Raw genomic sequence first — 17,490 nt, 5'->3', positions numbered from 1 at the left:
GTCTTCCAGGGCGGTTGCTCATTCTGGCAACGGAGCATCTGACATGAGCAAGCACAAGATCGTGGCACCGGACGATGCATCGTCCCGCCTGCGCCCGCCTTATGCCTCGGTTCTCGACCTGATCGGCCAGACGCCGGTCGTCGAGCTGACCAAATTCGACATCGGCAAGTGCCGGCTGTTCATCAAGCTCGAAAGCCAGAATCCCGGCGGCTCGATCAAGGACCGCATCGCGCTGTCGATGATTGCCGCCGCCGAAAAACAGGGCAAACTGAAGCGCGGCGGGACGATTGTGGAGGCGACCGCCGGCAACACCGGTCTTGGTCTCGCCCAGGTCGGCATCCCCAAGGGCTACCGCATCATCCTGGTCGTCCCCGACAAGATGTCGCGCGAAAAGATCCAGCATTTGCGGGCGCTCGGCGCGGAGGTGCGGATGACGCGTTCCGATGTCGGCAAGGGTCATGCCGAATATTATCAGGACATGGCCGAAAAGATCGCCGCCGAGCTGCCCGGCGCCTTCTATGCCAACCAGTTTGCCAACCCGGCCAATCCGCTGGCTCATGAAACCACGACCGGACCGGAAATCTTCCAACAGCTCGAAGGCGACGTCGATGCGGTTGTCGTCGGCGTCGGCTCCGGCGGCACGCTGACCGGGCTCGGCCGCTACTTTGCGAAAGTCTCGCCAAAGACCGAGATGATTTTGGCCGATCCGGTCGGCTCGGTGCTGGCGCCGTTGATCAAGACCGGCAAGATGATAGAGGCCGGGAGCTGGACCGTCGAAGGCATCGGCGAGGATTTCGTCCCGCCCAATGCCGATCTGTCGCTGGTCGGGAAGGCCTATTCCATCCCCGACAAGCAGAGCATGCTGGCGGTGCGCGACCTGCTTTCGAAGGAAGGCATCCTCGCCGGCTCGTCGTCCGGCACGTTGCTTTCGGCAGCGCTCCGCTATTGCCGCGAGCAGACCGTGCCGAAGCGCGTCGTCACCTTCGTCTGCGACAGCGGCAACAAGTACCTGTCGAAAGTGTTCGACGACTTCTGGCTGGCCGAGCAGGGCCTTGCCGAGCAGGAGCAGCATGGTGATTTGCGCGATCTGGTGATGCGTTCGCACCGCACCGGCGACACCGTGTATGTCGGTCCGGACGAAAGCCTGCTCAACGCCTATGGCCGTATGCGCCGCTCGGACGTCTCGCAGCTGCCGGTGCTGGACGAGGGCAAGCTCGTCGGCATCATCGACGAAAGCGATATCCTCGCCAAGGTCGAAGGCCCCTATGACAGCCGCTGGGACCGCTTCAAGGCTCCGGTCAGTACGGCCATGACCTCTACCCTGCACACGCTGCAAGCCAGCCAGACGCTGGACGCGTTGCTGCCGGTGTTTGATCGCAACGAGGTCGCCATCGTCTTCGACGGCGACGAATTCATCGGGCTGATAACACGCATCGACCTGATCAACCATCTGAGGCGCGCCCGATGACCGTCAAAGCCACCGTATCGGGCAAAAACCGCCTCGCCTTTTCGACGCGCACCATCCATGGCGGCCAGAGCCACGACCCGACGACGGGCGCGGTGATGGTACCGATCTATGCCACTTCGACCTACGGTCAGCAGAGCCCGGGCGTGCACAAGGGCTTTGAATATGCCCGCAGCCAGAACCCGACCCGCTTCGCCTTCGAACGCGCTGTGGCCGATCTCGAAAGCGGCACAGCCGCCTTCGCCTTCGCTTCGGGGCTGGCGGCGATCGCCACTATTTTCGAACTGCTCGATTCCGGCACCCACATCGTCGCCACCGACGACATCTATGGCGGCACGTTTCGGCTGCTCGAGCGGGTGCGCAAGCGCTCCGCCAACCTCCAGGTCGACTTCGTTGACTTCACCGATCTTGCCGCGGTCGAGGCGGCGATCCGCCCGGAAACCAAAATGCTCTGGGTCGAGACGCCGACCAACCCGCTGCTGCGTGTCGTCGACCTCGAAGGCGTCGCAGCACTTGCCAGGCGCAAAGGCGTGCTCTCAGTCGCCGACAACACTTTCTGCAGCCCCTATCTGCAGCGGCCGCTGGAGCTCGGCATCGACATCGTGGTCCATTCGACGACAAAATACCTCAACGGCCATTCCGACATGGTCGGCGGCGTCGCCGTGGTCGGCGACAACAAGGATCTCGCCGACCGGCTGAAATTTCTGCAGAACGCCATCGGCGCCATTTCCGGGCCGTTCGACAGTTTCCTGGCGCTGCGCGGACTGAAGACGCTGGCGCTGAGGATGGAGCGTCATTCGTCGAACGGCCAGAAGATCGCGCACTGGCTGGAAAGCCGTCCCGACATCCGCCGTGTCATCTATCCCGGCCTGCCCAGCCACCTGCAGCACGCCATCGCCAGGCGGCAGATGCACGCCTTCGGCGGCATGATCACGGTCGAGCTCGACCGCGACCTCGCCGGCACCAAACGCTTCCTCGAACATACGCAACTGTTCACGCTGGCCGAAAGCCTCGGCGGCGTCGAAAGCCTGATCGAGCACCCGGCGCTGATGACGCACGGCTCGATCCCGGCGAAAAAACGCGCCGAGATCGGGATTTCGGATTCGCTGGTAAGGCTGTCGGCCGGGATCGAGGATGGCGACGATCTGATCGCGGATCTGGATCAGGCGCTGGCCAGTTGAGCCGGATAGCGAGACGTCGGCGGGACAGCGCCCCCCTCCGCCCTACCGGGCATCTCGGCCACGAGGGGGGAATTTGGCCGTCATCTTGCGCTTTCGCCAACCTCCAACGCTGAAACACGGACGGGACGGCGAAGCTGCCGTCTCCCCGCTTGTGGGGGAGATGTCCGGCAGGACAGAGGGGGCGTGAAGGATCACGAACGAGCGGCGCTTATTCTGCATCCATATCCCATGTGTCTTACATTCTATTCCGTTGACCTTGGCGCCATCTGGCAGAATTGTAGCTTCCTGATCCACCTTGCTGCCTGGCTCCGGAAGCTATGAACAACCGACAACGCAACCAACCGACGGCAAGCGATACCCCGCTCACCTTCGCCATCCTGGTCTTCCCAGGCTTTCCGATGATGGCGTTCAGCTCGGTGATCGAGCCGCTGCGCGCGGCGAACGTGCTGGCCAAGCGGGACTGGTACCGCTGGATCATCGTCGGCGCCGCCGAAGGCCCCGTCGAGGCCTCGAATGGCGTCGTCATTCAGCCCGGCTTTTCCGCCCACGACGCGCCGAAGGTCGATCGCATCGTCGTCTGCTCAGGCGGTGACGCCGATCATCTCGTCGCCGAGGATGCCGTGAGCTGGATCCGCAAAAGCCTGCGCGGCGGTGCCCATATCGGCGCGGTGGCGGATGCCGCCTTCTTCCTGGCTCGGGCCGGCCTGCTCGACGGTCATGCCTGCACCTTGCACTGGACCAGCCAGGCTGCCTTCACCGAAGCGTTTCCGGACATCGAGCTGAGGCGCGATCTCTATGTCATCGACCGCAAGCGCTTCACTTCGGCCGGTGGCGTCGGCAGCCTCGACATGATGCTGGAGATCATCACCGGCGATTATGGCGCCGAACTGGCCGCCGGCGTCGCCGAATGGTTTGTGCACAGCCCGCTACGCTCCAGCGTCGACCGCAAGCTGATGCCGCTCAGGCTGCGGACCGGCGTGCAGAACGAACTGGTGCTGTCGGCCATCGCCATCATGGAGGATGCGGTGGAGGAGCGGCTCGGCATGGCGGAACTGGCGGGGCGACTTGGTATCTCCTCCGATAAGCTCGAACGCAATTTCCGCTCCGAACTCAGTATCTCGCCCAACGGCTATTACCGCCGCCTGCGGCTGAAGCGTGCCGCCGACCTCCTGGCGCATTCGACGCTGATGGTGCGCGACGTGGCGCTGGCCTGCGGCTTCGCCTCGATGTCGAGTTTTGCGCGGGCGTTTCGGGAGGAGCATGGCCATGCGCCGAAGGTGATGCGGAGGCATTAGGTATTTCGGATGTTGGCGGGACAGCGCCCCCCTCTGCCCTACCGGGCATCTCCCCCTCAAGGGGGGAGATTGGCAGCTTCGATGCTCCGCTCCTCCTGCGACGGTGGAAATTCACGAAAGCGGCGATGACGAGCCGATCTCCCCCCTCAAGGGCAGGGCTATCGCAGATGGAACGCCGAGGCTTTCGCTCTACGACGTACCCCCACCCCTAACCCCTCCCCACAAGGGGGAGGGAGACTTCCGTTGGCGCTGACCTCGGCAAATTGCCTGCCTTTCGGCGCCAAAAGGGGAAGTAAGGGCGGGCGGCAGCGTTCCCTCCCCCTTGTGGGGAGGGTTAGGGTGGGGGTCCATCTTCGTAAGAATCCAAATGCGATTGCCCTGCCCCTTGAGGGGGGATGTCCGGCAGGACAGAGGGGGCGCCGTAGAACGCTACGGAACGACTTCAAGCGGTATTTCGCACAACATCTGCGGTATCTCGCACAGCCTCTACGCGGCGCATGGCCCATCCTCGCCGCTTCCAGGAGGCACCCATGAGCATCGTCGTTTTTGACCCCGACAGCACCGAGGATGTCGACTTTAGGGATCGCGTGCGCCATCCGGCGGCGGCGGATCCGGCCGGCGGCATGTGGCTGTCGGACACCGAGCCGTCCTTCATCGACGCCGACGCGCTGCGCAAGGGCCGGCTGGCCAGGCTGCGCGCCTGGATGCGCGAGGCCGGCTATGGCGGCGTCGTTTTGTTCGACCCCTACAACCAGCGCTACGCCACCGGCTCGCGCAACATGTTCGGCTATTTCCTGCGCAACTCGACGCGCTACTTCTTCATCCCCACCGAAGGGCCGATCGTGTTGTTCGAATATCCGCAGAGCTACCATGTCTCGATGGTGCTCGACACGATCGACGAGGCGCGTCCGTCCAAGCTGGTCTGGTCATCGGTGTCAGGCCGCGACGACGAGACCGCCGGCCCGTTCGCCGATGAGATCGCCGAATTGCTCAAGGCGCATGGCGGCGGCTCGATGAAGCTCGGCCTTGACCGCTGCAGCCATCTGCAGGCACTGGCGCTGGAAAAGCGCGGCTGCGAGGTGCGGGATTGCCAGGGCGAGATTTTGGCGGTGCGTGCGGTCAAGACGCCCGAGGAAGTAAAATGCCTGCAGGTGTCGATGGCTGGCGCCGAGGCCGCCGTCTATGCCGTGCGCGAGGCGATCAAGCCCGGCGTTTCCGAAAACGACCTGTTCGCCATCATGTATGGCGAGGTGATCCGGCAAGGCGGCGAGTTCATCGAAACCCGGCTGCTGACCTCGGGCCAGCGCACCAATCCGTGGTTCAACGAGGCGAGCGGCCGCAAGATCAGGCCGGGCGAACTCTTGGCGCTCGATACCGACACGATCGGCTGCTATGGCTATTATTCGGATTTCTCGCGTACCTTCCGCTGCGGCCCGGGCAGGCCGACGGATTACCAGAAGTCGCTCTACAAGATGGCGCACGACCAGGTTCAGCACAATATCGGGGTCGTCAAGCCGGGCATGGCATTTCGCGAGATTGCCGAAAAGGCCTGGAAGATACCGGACCGCTTCGTCGACCAGCGCTATACCTCGGTCATGCACGGCGTCGGCATGCATGGCGAGACGCCGTTCATCGCGCATGCCATGGACTACGAGACCTATGGCCGCGACGGTGTCATCGTGCCCGGCATGGTGGTCAGCGTCGAAAGCTATATCGGCGAGAAGGGCGGCCGTGAGGGCGTCAAGCTGGAGGACGAGATCCTGATCACCGAGACCGGCACCGAGCTCCTGTCGCGCTTCCCCTATGAGGATGATTTCCTTGACAGACACGTTTGAGTGCTGACAGGCAGTTTTGCATGAAAAGCCCGATCTCGATCAAGCGCGGCAAGGCGGCGGCGGTGTTTATCGATCTCCAGGAGGAGCATCGGCGGGACAAGCGCTATCTGGTCGAAGGCTATGGCGATATCCTCGCCAACGTCCAGCGCCTGCAGACAGCAGCACGGGCCAATCATGTGCCTTTGTATCACTGGGCCTATATCGTCGATCTCGCCACGGCGCGGCCGTTCCACCCGGTCGAGGCCAGCGGCAAGTCGGCATTTTCCGACAAGGACGATCCGCTGACTGCGATCTGCGCGGAAGTGGGCCCGGCGACAGGCGAGATGATGTTGGTCAAGACCGATGCCAGCGCCTTCCGCGCGGGGCCTGCCGCCGAGCGGCTGAAGGCCGATGGCATCGAGTGGCTGGTCGTTGCCGGCGTCTGGACCGAGGCCTGCATCGATGCCACCGTCAAGGATGCGGTGGCGCTCGGGTTTCGAGTGCTGCTGGTCAAGGATGCCTGCGGCAGTGGCAGCACGGCGATGCACCAGACGGCCATCCTCAACCTTGCCAACCGGCTCTATGGCGGTGCCGTCACCACCACCGACGGCGCCTGCCGGCTGCTGGCAGGCGAGACGGTCGAAGCCTGGCAGGTCGAGGGCTCGGTGCCGCTGCGCTTCAGCTATGAAAATGCTGCCCGGCTCTACGCCGAGCTCTGAGCGGGATCGCGCAGCGATGATCACCGAGGCCGAGCGACCCGGAACGAGAGGGCGCGGAAAATACCAGACGCTGCTCGATCCGGAGCTGTGGGCCTATATCGATCGGGTCAACGAGTGGTATCCGCCCGAAATCGTCTACATGCCGATCGACAGGCAGCGGGCGGTCTATAATGCCATGTGCCGGACGTTTCGCGAGCCCTATCCACCTGGTGTCAAGGCCAGCGACAGCGCGGTTCCTGCCGGCGACCGTGCGATCCCGGTCCGACGTTACCAGATGGCGGGCACGGCGCCGCAGGCGATGGTTGTCTATTATCACGGCGGCGGCTTCGTCCTTGGCGGGCTCGACAGCCATGACGACATCTGCGCCGAGATATGCGCCGGCACCGGCTTTGCCGTGCTGTCCGCCGATTACCGGCTGGCGCCCGAGCATCTGCATCCGGCCGCCTTCGACGATGCGCTGGCCGTATTCGAATGGGCGACGGCAACGGCCGGCCTGCCGATAGTGCTCTGCGGCGAAAGCGCCGGCGGCAATCTGGCCGCTGCGGTGGCACAGGCGACACACCGTCATCCTCGCCATGCGATCGGCCAGGTGCTGATCTATCCCGAGCTCGGCGGCCCGGAACCAGTTGGCAAAGAGAGCGCCGGCTCCTGTGTCGAGCACGCCGAAGCGCCGCTGCTGACGTTGCGCGATATCGAATTCTATCGCAACGTGCGCTCCGCAAAGGCACAGTCGCCCGACGATCCGACCTTTTCGCCGCTCCGAGGCAGCAATTTCTCCGGCCTGCCGCCGACCTTCATCATCACGGCCGAGTGCGATCCGCTGTCCTCCGACGGCGAGGCCTATCGCGACTGCATCCTCGCCGCCGGCGGCCGCGCCTGGTGGCGCGAGGAGCCGCGTCTGGTGCACAGTTTCCTGCGCGCCCGCAAAACCGTTCCGCGCGCCGGTGAAGCCTTCGCCCGCGTCATTGCGGCCATCGCCGCGCTCGGCAAAGGCGACTGGCCTTACTGAAGTTGCGAAGGCCCCCTCATCCTGCCGCTTCGCGTCCACCTTCCCCTCGGGGAGAGGTCGGATTGCCCCGAATTGCCCTTCGCAATTCGGTTGGCAATCCGGGTGAGGGGGGACCTTCCGTTTGCGGAACAGCGCACAAGAACTGCGGAAGTCCGAACACTCCCCCACGGGAGCTCGCCCTATCATCCCCGAGGCAATGGCGCTCCGGCGATCGCATCCGTCCCCCGCGTTTGGCGATCGGCAGAGGTGCCCAACAACAGGGGAATGACGACAATGAAGTTCATGCTGACCGATCGAAAACTGCATCCGCAGGCCGAGCCCGTCGCCGATGGCTTCAAGAAAGGCCAGATGAACCGGCGCGAATATCTCGCCACCATGGCTGCGCTCGGCGTCAGCGCTACCGGCGCGCTGGCGCTCGGCGGGCTTGCGCCGTCACCGGCCAGGGCCGACGAGCCGAAGCGCGGCGGCATCTTGCGTGTCGCCATGAACGTCAAGGGCTGGAAGGATCCGCGCACCTTCGACGGCGTCGAGATGTCCAACGTCGCCCGCCAGTGCAACGAATATTTGGTGCGCTGGAAGCGCGACTTCACCTTCGAGCCATGGCTGCTCGAGAGCTGGGAAACCAGCGACGACGCCCGCGTGCTGACGCTGCATGTCCGCAAGGGCATCACCTGGTCGAATGGCGACACCTTCAACGCCGACGACGTGATCCACAATCTGACGCGCTGGTGCGATGCGTCCGTCGCCGGCAATTCGGTCGCCGCGCGCATGGGCGCACTGGTCAACGCCGACACCAAGAAGGCCGTCGACGGCGGCATCGAACGCGTCGACGACGTCACCGTGCGGCTCAATTTGCCCAAGCCCGACATTTCACTGATTGCCGGCATGGCCGACTATCCGGCGCTGATCATGCACCGCAGCTATGAAGGCGACGGCGATCCGCTGAAGGCATTGGCGATCACCACCGGGCCTTGCGAACTCGTGGCATGGGATGCCGAGGTCGGCGCCGAAGTCCGCCGCAAAGATAAGCCATGGTGGAAGGGCGAGTTCTACCTCGACGGCATCAAATGGGTGGACTACGGCTCCGACCCCAATGCGATGCTGTCGGCCTTCGAATCGGGCGAGATCGATACCGACCACGAAACCGCCTCCGACACGGTTGCGCAGACCGACTCCATGGGCCTGAGCAATTCGGAAATCGCCACCGGCTCGACCATCGTCGCGCGGTTCAATATCGGCAATCCGCCCTATGACGACATCAAGGTGCGCCGCGCCGCCCAGCTCGCCGTCGACAACGCCGCCGTGCTGAAGATCGGCATGGACAACCGCGGCAAGCCTGCCGAGAACCATCATGTCGGGCCGATGCATCCCGAATATGCCGATATCGGCCCGGCCGTCCGCAACATTGATCAAGCCAAGGCCCTGCTCGCCGAGGCCGGCAAGGCCGACCACGAATACGAACTCATCTCGGTCGACGTCGACTGGCAGAAGAGCTCCGGCGACGCCATCGCTGCGCAGATGCGCGAGGCCGGGCTGAAGATCAAGCGCACCGTGCTGCCGGCCGCGACCTTCTGGAACGACTGGAGCAAATATCCTTTCTCCTGCACGGAATGGCTCGGCCGGCCGCTCGGCGTCCAGGTGCTGGCACTCGCTTATAAGTCTGGCGCCGCGTGGAACGAGACCGCCTACGCCGATCCGGAATTCGACAGTCTGCTCGACAAGGCGCTGGCGATGCCCGATCCCGGCGCCCGCAAGGAGCTCATGGCCAAGATCGAACAGAATCTGCGCGATTCCGGCGTCATCATCCAGCCCTACTGGCGCTCGGTCTACCGCACCTACCGCAAGGGCGTGCATGGCTGCGAGCAGCACCAATCGCTCGAGCAGCATTTCGAGAAGGTCTGGCTCGAGGCGTAGCCTTGCAGACGACCAATTGTCGGGGCCAGCGCCGCTCTTTCTTCCTGCTCCCCTTGTGGGAGAAGGTGGATTGGCGCGCAGCGCCAAGACGGTTGAGGGGTGCGGACGGAGTGCCGTCAGTATCAAGCTGGAACACCCCTCATCCGGCCGCTTCGCGTCCACCTTCTCCCACAAGGGGAGAAGGAAGAGCCACGCCAGGCCTTGAAATCTCCAGTCCAAGCCGCACGGTCTCCCGCACCAGCAGGTCCAGATCGTCGCGCCGGGTGCGGTGGTTGTTGATCGCCACCCTGAGGCTATGCTGGCCATGCACCGTCGTGTCGGAAATGGCGGCGATGCCTTCTTCCTGCAGCCTCAGCATGATCTCGGTATTGAGCGCTTTCAGGCGCTCCCCGCCCAGTCCGTCCGCGCGGTAGCGAAAGCACACGATGTTGATGCTCACCGGCGCTACCAGTTCGAGTGCCGGTTCGGCCGCGATCAGCGCGCCGAGATAATGCCCTTGCGCGATGTTCTGGTCGATCAGCCGGCTCCCAAAATCGCGCAAGCTGTGTGCGCTGCTCGCCTATCTGGCGCTGGCGCCGCATCCGGTCGGCCGCAGCCGCCTCTGCGAGCTTTTGTGGGATGTGCCGCCCCCACTGTGCCTCTATTTGGCACTCCGCAGCGTTGAAAAGTCGGGCAAAGGGGCACGTTTCTTTCGGCCCTCGCAAGGGTTGGCTGGGTTCGAAAAAATACCACAATAGATCGCGATTGGGGCGATCGTATAAGATGTGGGTTCGTCGCGCCCTTTTTGTAGAGCTGGCGCAAAATTCACAACAACATAGAATATTGCTTGTACTAACTCGGCTTAATGAGAACAAACCTAAGGAAGCATTCCGGAATCTTGCTGCTGGTCACATTTCAGTATCTGCTAAGATAGCCCGTGCTGATTCCGAATTATTAAGCATTTGCAAAATTCAATCCTGCGATATTGGGATTTGTCCTTGTCATAGGCTGACACGGATGCATTTCTTGGAAGCACAGCCGCGTCAGCGGATCGTTGAAACATGCTTGGGCGGACGGGGCACTAAGCATGGAGAGGAATATTGACACTCGCTAATGCGGCGGCCCCGGCCGGGAGCGTTCGCCCCGACGCAAGAGACTACGGCAACCGTCGGCGAAGTCGTCGAATGCATCGCCCACAGCCTGGCTCTCGTTTGATGGCCGGCGAAACTTTGCCCTCCTCCGATTGGCGCCAGCCTTCGCGGCAAAAGCGGGGATCGCCACCTGCAATGGGCTTCCGATATGGACGATGTCCGCCACCAGCCAGTCGGAGGAATGAATCATGAAATTCGTAATCTGTGCGGCCTTGGCCACTGCTTTGATGGCGATCGTCGGTTGTACCACCGACGACTACGATGGTTGTCGCGGAAAGGGCTGCCTGGTTGATCGGTCCCATAAAGGGAGCCGGAAGATAGACGACCGGCCGCAGTTCGACAGGAACGGCAATCCCAACTTCGATACCAGGGGCCGTTACATCGGCTGCCATGGGCTCGGATGTAAAGTCGACGATCCTGATGACGGCGATCAAAGCATCGACGACAGGCCGCAGTACGACAGAGAAGGCAATCCGAACTTCGACACGCAAGGCAACTACCAAGGCTGCCGCGGCATCGGCTGCGAGGTCGATACACCGGACGACGACAGTTCATCAGACGACGACGATTCCGATTAATGGCCCCTGCAGCGAACAACGAAGAGGATAGCCACTCATGTCTGAATTGAACGGTCTCATCCGTCGACGTGTCAAAATCGTCATGGTCGGCCTTGCGGGGTTGGGAGTGGCGCTGACGTCCGCTTTCGCTGCGAATAACGCCTGCGACGGCGTAAAGGTCGACGTGACGAAGGCGCGCAAGCAGCAATATGCCCCTCTCGTCGCCTCGGCGTTGAACAACACGGTCAAGTCCGCCCAGGTGGAGTTCTTCACGATCATGGAGAGCGGCAGTTGGAGCGCCGCATACGTGTCGACGCCGGTGGCCGAAGACGGCGTGATGTTCTTCCAGACAGTCGACGGAAAGAAGCAGTTTCGCGACGTGTGGGGCGGCTATGCCGAGCCGTCGGAAAAACCTGAACTGGTATCCTGGGCGAAGAAGCTCGGAGCGCCACAAGACCTGGCAAAGTGTTTTGCCGAGACAGTTACGGAACGACGGTGATGATCGCTTGAGATTGCCGCTGACCGTTGGTGCAGGGGGAGAATGATTGGTGAGCGCTCCGGGGCGCTGGGCTCTGAGATCGACTCCAATCATCAGCTGCAGGATGTGGAAAATGCGAAGTCTTCGAAAATCCAGACTGATCGTGCAGTTCGCCCGTGCATTGGCAACGTCAGTGAAAATGACGGCCGTCGTAAGCGTAACCGTCCCGCAAACGATCAATATTGCGCATGCCAGCAAGTATGATCTGCCTAAACCCTATGTTTCCCGGTCTCTTGATGCGGTTCTGATACCGATCAATCACGCCTCTCGGCACCGCTACCAGATCCCGCCCAAGCTTCGCGGCGTGTATGTCCTGGCCGTTGCACCCCACGGTGTTGCCGCGCGGCAAGGCATCCGACCGGGTGACGTGCTTGCCACAGTGCGGCATCAACCGATTTCGACGCCGCGCGATGTCGATAGGTTCGTTTGGGCCGCCCTTGCCGCGAGTGCCACCAGTTTCCTGTTTGGCGTGAATCGCGGGACAGAAGTCGCAGATGTCGTCGAGGTCAACACCAACATCACCGTCAACAACTTCAACACCAACATCTCCGTCAACAATATCTCCCAATGGACGAGCGTCGACAATCGAGAGGAATGGACGCAGATCGTCGATGAGTATGACGAGGAGATGGAGACGGGCCTCAATGACACAAGCTATCGCGGGGACGACTCGCAGCCTGGGGACGCCAGTCAGGACGCAGAAACGTCTCCTCCCGATGCCGATGACAAAAGTTCCGATGATCAGGACGATCCGAGCGATCAGAACGACGACACTGACGACGATAGTACGGATAACGATGCGTCGGATGACAGCACTGACAACAATAGTTCCGACGATCAGGACGATTCGAGCGATCAGAATGACGATGCAGACCCAACGGACGGTGGTGATGGCGACAACAACACCGACACTGACGACAACAGCTCGGATGACGATGCGACGGATGACAGTACCGACGACGCTGCCGGATCGAACGACGACGATGCCAACTAGCAGCCGACCGGGCCGGCAGTTCTAAACAGAGGTCAGCCGATGAAAACCGCGACGCTGACCATTGCCATGGTCCTGGCCATGCCGGCTTTCGTTTTTGCCCAGGACAAGTGCTACGACGCCGCCAAGGATCAGGCCGCCGCGAACGAGTGCGCCGATGCCGCGTCCAAGAAATCCGACAACAAGCTCAACGAGCTTTACAAGCAGATTGAAACCCGCGTGAAGGATGATGTGGATACCAAGACGCTTTTTGTTCAAGCACAGCGCGATTGGGTCAAATTTCGCGACGCGGAGTGCAGTTTCCAGACCGTGGGAGCGGCCGGAGGAAGTGTAATGCCAATGCTCGTCGCGCAGTGCATGGACAGCCTGACGCAATCCCGTGTCAAAGACTTCGAGGATTACCTGAAATGCCAGGAACGCGATCCGAGCTGCCCCGTTCCGGCAGCGAACACATCACATGCCGCACCTGCGGTGGCCGAAGAGACCGTCCCTGTCCAGGCTGCCGGCCCGATACTTATTCCATTGCAACACGTCAGGGAATACGGAACCGACGGTGGTTATCACAAACTCGGGATCATGGTGGGCATCAATAGTGCCAAGCCTCGTCTGTTCGAATTCGACACCGGGTCGGATGAGTTCAACGCGGAGATCGATTCGAGCGTCCCTGGCGTAAAGCCGGTGCCCGGCAGCAAGCCCGCAATGTACGCCTATGGTGACGGCACCTATGGCGATTGGGTACAACAGGTACGGTTCGACAGCCTGTCTTTTTACGATCCGGATGATGCGTGGGAGCCTGTCGTAACCTTCGACGGCGGCTTTAGCGCTGCTCGGGTGGTGGATTACGTCTACACCAAGGGTTTCGGCGACCTCGAGGATGTGAAATTGATGCAGAAGCCCGTTGGTCAATACGGCGATACGCCAGTCTATGCGGATCTTAATGCGCGCGAGAGAATGCAGAAAGGCGAACCCGGTGGTTCGACGACGTTTTACGGCATCTTTGGAGCCGCCGATTTTATCTTTCCAGGAGACCAGACCAGTGCCCCCGGCGGTCAAACCCGAAGCGGCTATGTGGTCTCTGCCAATGCAAATCTTGGAAAAAGGAAGACGACACCGGGCTGCGGTCCGTGCCTGACGCTGAATTTGTCCCCCAGTCTGAGATCCCAGTTTACGGCCCTGACGCCGTGGGGCGAAGGGGATTTTCAGGCTTACCAGAGACGATTCCCGCGATCAGGCGCGAATGCATCCAATGAGTACGAAGGGTCTTACCGTTATACGATTTCTTTTGACCATAAGGGAAAGAAGCAATCGGTTGATTTCAGCGGACCCGTCTTATTGGATACAGGAACAGCGACATTTGTTCATATTACGAATGAAGATACTTTAAATAAGCTAAAGTCGAAAGGTTTTAAAATTGATAAATACAGTTCTGGCATAATAAACTTCAAGTTTTTTGGATTTGACGATAGTTTCAACAACAGGGAATACAGCGATGTCGTTATCGATCGCCAAAGCGATGAGGAGAGAGGCCATGGAATTTGGGTCGGCCTACCCTTCTTTCAGTCCAATTCCGTGATGTATGATCTGGAGAACAAAACAACCGCCTATTCACCCTATTTTGTCAGCGCTGCCGACTTTACGACAGACGCGGCTGTCAAGGATCAAGTGCAGCTCAACCGAGTGAACGGCGAAATGGGCAGCGACGGATGGCTCGGATTGGCCGGGAACATCTTCGGCGCCGGCGACTTCACGATCGAGAAGGACGCGGACGTGCGCATGACCGGGGCCAATACCTACACGGGCACAACCCACATCGCGGCCGATGGCTATCTTACTCTGGCCGGGCCGGGCAGCATCGAGCATTCCTCGCGCGTCATAGTCGACGGTGTGCTCAACATCGATCAGAAAGGAAACCACCTGAAGCCCTGGGGAGTGGCGCACTCCCTGAACGATACGGCCATTCGCAACCTTGGCGGTAAAGGCGAGGTCTATCTGGGCGCGGGCAGACTGATCCTGACAGCAGCCGACGGGCAATTTGACGGAACCATCGCGGACTTTGATGACGCCGGCGACAGCGGCGGCCTCGTTGTTGCCGGTGGCAAGCTGACGCTGAGCGGCAAGAACAAATATTCGGGCATGACGGAAGTGGTGGCGGGAGCGGAGTTGCACGTGACCGGCTCTTTGACCGGTGACGTTTCCGTCTCGGGACTGCTTGTCGTTGACGGAGAGGTCTCCGGCGAAGTCATGGTCAAGGAGGGCGGCACGCTGACCGGCTCAGGAAAGGTCGGCAACGTCACGGTCGCCGAAGGTGGCAAAGCTGATCCAATGAAAACCAGATAATCGGGCCATGGGCCGATCGTGGCAATAACGGACAGCTGACGAGAACATAGGGCGGGGCTGAGCAACTTAAGAGCTTGACTGCAATCGGAAAGGGAAATCGATGAAAATAGCGATATTGACTGCTGCCGTGGTTCTGGCTGCGCCGACATTCGCCCTTGCCAAGGACAAGTGCGCCGATGCCAAGGATCAGGCCACCATGAATCAGTGCTTCGGTGCCGAGTTCCAGAATCCGACAAGAAGCTCAATGAGCTTTACAAGCAGATCGAAGCCCGCCTGAAGGACGATGCGGATACCAAGAAGCTTCTTGTTCAGGCACAGCGGGATTGGGGCAAGTTTCGCGACGCGGAGTGCAGTTTTCAGACTGCTGGATCGGCCGGAGGAAGCGTAATACCGATGCTCATCGCGCAATGCATGGACGGCCTGACGCAATCCCGTGTCAAAGCCTTCGAGGGTTACCTGAATTGCAAGGAAGGCGATCTGAGTTGCCCCGTTCCGGCCGCGAACTGACACGTGCTGCAACTTATTTGATCATGATGAAGCCGGCGGCGAGCATGACGTCGCTGCCAGATATGAACAATGCGAGGGGCATCATCACTGCGTGGGGACTTGAAGGAGGTGGATTGTGAAACGCTGCGGATCATCGCTCGCAATGGCGATTGCGGCATCTGTGCTGCTGGCATCTGCCGTGCCGGCAACAGCCCAGGATGACATGGGCTTCGACGTCAACGTCACGCTGTCCAAGAAAGCAGCCGCCAAGCTCGCGGCTGAAAAGGAGGGAATCGTCGTCTTCGCCTCCTATTACGGCGACCCCAAGCCGAGCGCCGCGAAGCACGCCAACGAAGTCGGCCTGATCGATCTCACACCGCACGACGAAGAGGTGGAGATACCGGGCACAGGCGGCCACGCCCGCATCAGCGGCGCCAAGGTCGACGCAAAGCGTCTCGACTGGCTTGCCGGCCCTCCCGATGTCAACGTCAACGTTGCGTCGGCGCGCAAGAGCAGCTCGGTCAATCTGCTCGGCTGCGATTTCATCGACGGTCCACTCAGCAACGTCCAAAGGGCGCCCGTGACGCTTCATTGCGGATTGATCGAAGAACATGTGGACACGAAGTTGAAGCCATAAGGCTCGCAAAAGTCATGCGCGTCCCCGGCGCCAACGGATCGGCGGCACGACCTGACCTACTTCAGGGAGGAGATATTCATGCGCCCACTGTTCGCTATCTGTGTCTGCCTGGCTATCATGTCCTTGTCTGCAGCCGCCCATGCCGAGCGCCGTTGTGGCTGGTACTCCAGCCCGACCCCCGGCAACCTCGTCCTGACCGACAGTGACGGGGATTGGTGGATCCAGATGCAGGGACGCCCGGATCCCAAGGGCATCGACAATGTGCCGGCCTTTGACGAGCGGCAATTCGTCGAGACCAATGTGCCTGGTTCGGGTCACGGCTACGGATGTGCGTGCGTGAACGTCGTAACCAACGCCAAGCAACAGAAGATCACCAGAGTGATCTCGGGCCAAATCCTTCCGCTGCTGCGCTGTCGCAACGACAGATCGCTGCCTAACCCGGACGGATAATTGTTGGATATCTTGTGGATACCATGGCTGACGGTAGGCAGCTTAGAGCATTGGATCAAGAAAAAGCCCGGCAAACCGGGCTTTTTCTTGGGTCTCTGAAACCGCATCAATCGGTTCGAAACGGGAATTTGGTGCCCAGAAGAGGACTCGAACCTCCACTCCTTGCGGAACACGGACCTGAACCGTGCGCGTCTACCAATTCCGCCATCTGGGCTGGTGCGCGCTCATTAAGCGGGCGAGGGATGAGTGTCAACGCGCTTTTTTGAAAGCCGCGTTCCTTCTCCGGCTCAATGCTCCAGCACTTCCTTCGACGCCACCGTGGAATCGGCGTTGAGCGTGTAGATGATCGGCACACCGGTGCCGAGCTCGAGCTTGACGATCTCCTCGCCCGATTTGCCGTCCAGCGCCATGATCAGCGCGCGCAGCGAATTGCCGTGCGCCGCCACCAGCACGGTGCCGCCGCGCAGCACATGCGGTTGCAGATCGTGCAGGTAATAGGGCCAGACGCGCGCGCCGGTGTCCTTCAGGCTTTCACCGCCGGGCGGCGGCACGTCATAGGAGCGGCGCCAGACATGCACCTGCTCCTCGCCCCATTTCTTGCGCGCATCATCCTTGTTGAGGCCGGAGAGATCGCCATAGTCGCGCTCGTTCAGCGCCTGGTCGCGAATGGTCTCGAGGTCGCTCTGGCCAACGGCGTCGAGAATATGCTGGCAGGTCTTCTGCGCCCGGATCAGCGACGACGTGAAGGCGATGTCGAACTTCATGCCGCGCGCCCTGAGCTTGGCGCCGGCCGACTTGGCCTCGGCATGGCCCAGTTCGGTCAGGTCGACGTCGCGCCAGCCGGTAAATAGGTTCTTCAGGTTCCATTCGCTCTGGCCGTGGCGCACGAGCACGAGAGTTCTCGACATATTTGCTCCTTCAAATCTTGTGGATCAGCCAAATCTTGTGGATCAGCCAAATCTGTGGA

General features: G+C 61.2%; 15 protein-coding genes, 1 tRNA gene and 1 pseudogene. 14 read left to right on the top strand and 3 right to left on the bottom strand.

Annotation, left to right across the window (positions count from 1 at the left end; all coding sequences use genetic code 11):
- Positions 1–43: 43 nt before the first annotated feature.
- From NKH99_RS08930 to NKH99_RS08900, 7 genes are all read left to right on the top strand, one after another.
- On the top strand, positions 44–1,468 hold the full coding sequence (locus NKH99_RS08930) for a pyridoxal-phosphate dependent enzyme (protein WP_353013674.1): 1,425 nt from the start codon (positions 44–46) through the stop codon (positions 1,466–1,468).
- Complete coding sequence (locus NKH99_RS08925; protein WP_353013672.1) at positions 1,465–2,646, top strand: trans-sulfuration enzyme family protein; 1,182 nt, start codon at positions 1,465–1,467, stop codon at positions 2,644–2,646. Before NKH99_RS08930 ends, NKH99_RS08925 begins: the two co-directional genes overlap by 4 nt.
- Positions 2,647–2,963: 317 nt before the next feature.
- Positions 2,964–3,941 (top strand): GlxA family transcriptional regulator, encoded by a 978-nt coding sequence (locus NKH99_RS08920; protein WP_352458590.1) that lies wholly within the window; start codon positions 2,964–2,966, stop codon positions 3,939–3,941.
- 530 nt (positions 3,942–4,471) lie between these two features.
- Positions 4,472–5,776 (top strand): M24 family metallopeptidase, encoded by a 1,305-nt coding sequence (locus tag NKH99_RS08915; protein WP_353013670.1) that lies wholly within the window; start codon positions 4,472–4,474, stop codon positions 5,774–5,776.
- 20 nt (positions 5,777–5,796) lie between these two features.
- Positions 5,797–6,474 carry an isochorismatase family protein gene (locus NKH99_RS08910; RefSeq protein WP_352539770.1) on the top strand — a complete coding sequence of 226 codons (678 nt, stop codon included), beginning with the start codon at positions 5,797–5,799 and terminating at the stop codon, positions 6,472–6,474.
- A gap of 16 nt (positions 6,475–6,490) precedes the next feature.
- Complete coding sequence (locus tag NKH99_RS08905) at positions 6,491–7,483, top strand: alpha/beta hydrolase (protein ID WP_353013668.1); 993 nt, start codon at positions 6,491–6,493, stop codon at positions 7,481–7,483.
- 273 nt (positions 7,484–7,756) lie between these two features.
- Complete coding sequence (locus tag NKH99_RS08900; RefSeq protein WP_352770178.1) at positions 7,757–9,397, top strand: ABC transporter substrate-binding protein; 1,641 nt, start codon at positions 7,757–7,759, stop codon at positions 9,395–9,397.
- Between the two features lie 139 nt (positions 9,398–9,536).
- Here NKH99_RS08900 and NKH99_RS08895 read toward each other — a convergent pair whose 3' ends face one another.
- Positions 9,537–9,938 carry a hypothetical protein gene (locus NKH99_RS08895; protein WP_352683973.1) on the bottom strand — a complete coding sequence of 134 codons (402 nt, stop codon included), beginning with the start codon at positions 9,936–9,938 and terminating at the stop codon, positions 9,537–9,539.
- An 816-nt stretch (positions 9,939–10,754) separates the two neighbouring features.
- Between NKH99_RS08895 and NKH99_RS08890 the strand changes: the two genes are divergently transcribed.
- The 7 genes and pseudogenes from NKH99_RS08890 to NKH99_RS08860 all read left to right on the top strand — a co-directional run bounded on the left by NKH99_RS08890 (position 10,755) and on the right by NKH99_RS08860 (position 16,523).
- Positions 10,755–11,105, top strand: a complete 351-nt coding sequence (locus NKH99_RS08890) for a hypothetical protein (RefSeq protein ID WP_502900016.1) — start codon at positions 10,755–10,757, stop codon at positions 11,103–11,105.
- A 37-nt stretch (positions 11,106–11,142) separates the two neighbouring features.
- Positions 11,143–11,583, top strand: coding sequence for a hypothetical protein (locus NKH99_RS08885; protein ID WP_353013664.1), 441 nt, complete (start codon positions 11,143–11,145; stop codon positions 11,581–11,583).
- A 178-nt stretch (positions 11,584–11,761) separates the two neighbouring features.
- Positions 11,762–12,616: a PDZ domain-containing protein gene (locus NKH99_RS08880; protein WP_353013662.1), complete on the top strand. Its 855-nt coding sequence runs from the start codon at positions 11,762–11,764 to the stop codon at positions 12,614–12,616.
- A gap of 39 nt (positions 12,617–12,655) precedes the next feature.
- Entirely contained in the window at positions 12,656–14,950 is a 2,295-nt protein-coding gene (locus tag NKH99_RS08875) for a lysozyme inhibitor LprI family protein (RefSeq protein WP_352980340.1), read from the top strand.
- A 100-nt stretch (positions 14,951–15,050) separates the two neighbouring features.
- Positions 15,051–15,457 (top strand): annotated as a pseudogene (locus NKH99_RS08870) (lysozyme inhibitor LprI family protein).
- A gap of 142 nt (positions 15,458–15,599) precedes the next feature.
- The gene (locus NKH99_RS08865; protein WP_352980341.1) at positions 15,600–16,073 is read left to right on the top strand and encodes a hypothetical protein; all 474 of its coding nucleotides are present in this window, start codon (positions 15,600–15,602) and stop codon (positions 16,071–16,073) included.
- Positions 16,074–16,151: 78 nt separating this feature from the next.
- Complete coding sequence (locus NKH99_RS08860) at positions 16,152–16,523, top strand: DUF4087 domain-containing protein (protein WP_352980342.1); 372 nt, start codon at positions 16,152–16,154, stop codon at positions 16,521–16,523.
- A gap of 129 nt (positions 16,524–16,652) precedes the next feature.
- On the opposite strand, the gene NKH99_RS08855 is transcribed toward NKH99_RS08860, so the two are convergent.
- Together NKH99_RS08855 and NKH99_RS08850 are read right to left on the bottom strand one after the other, a co-directional pair.
- Positions 16,653–16,737, bottom strand: a tRNA-Leu gene (locus NKH99_RS08855).
- Between the two features lie 73 nt (positions 16,738–16,810).
- Entirely contained in the window at positions 16,811–17,431 is a 621-nt protein-coding gene (locus tag NKH99_RS08850; protein WP_352473555.1) for a 2,3-bisphosphoglycerate-dependent phosphoglycerate mutase, read from the bottom strand.
- Positions 17,432–17,490 lie beyond the last annotated feature (59 nt).

It is taken from the genome of Mesorhizobium sp. M0854, from assembly GCF_040319815.1.
Lineage (GTDB): Bacteria > Pseudomonadota > Alphaproteobacteria > Rhizobiales > Rhizobiaceae > Mesorhizobium.
This window is presented reverse-complemented; position numbering and strand designations above follow the sequence as displayed.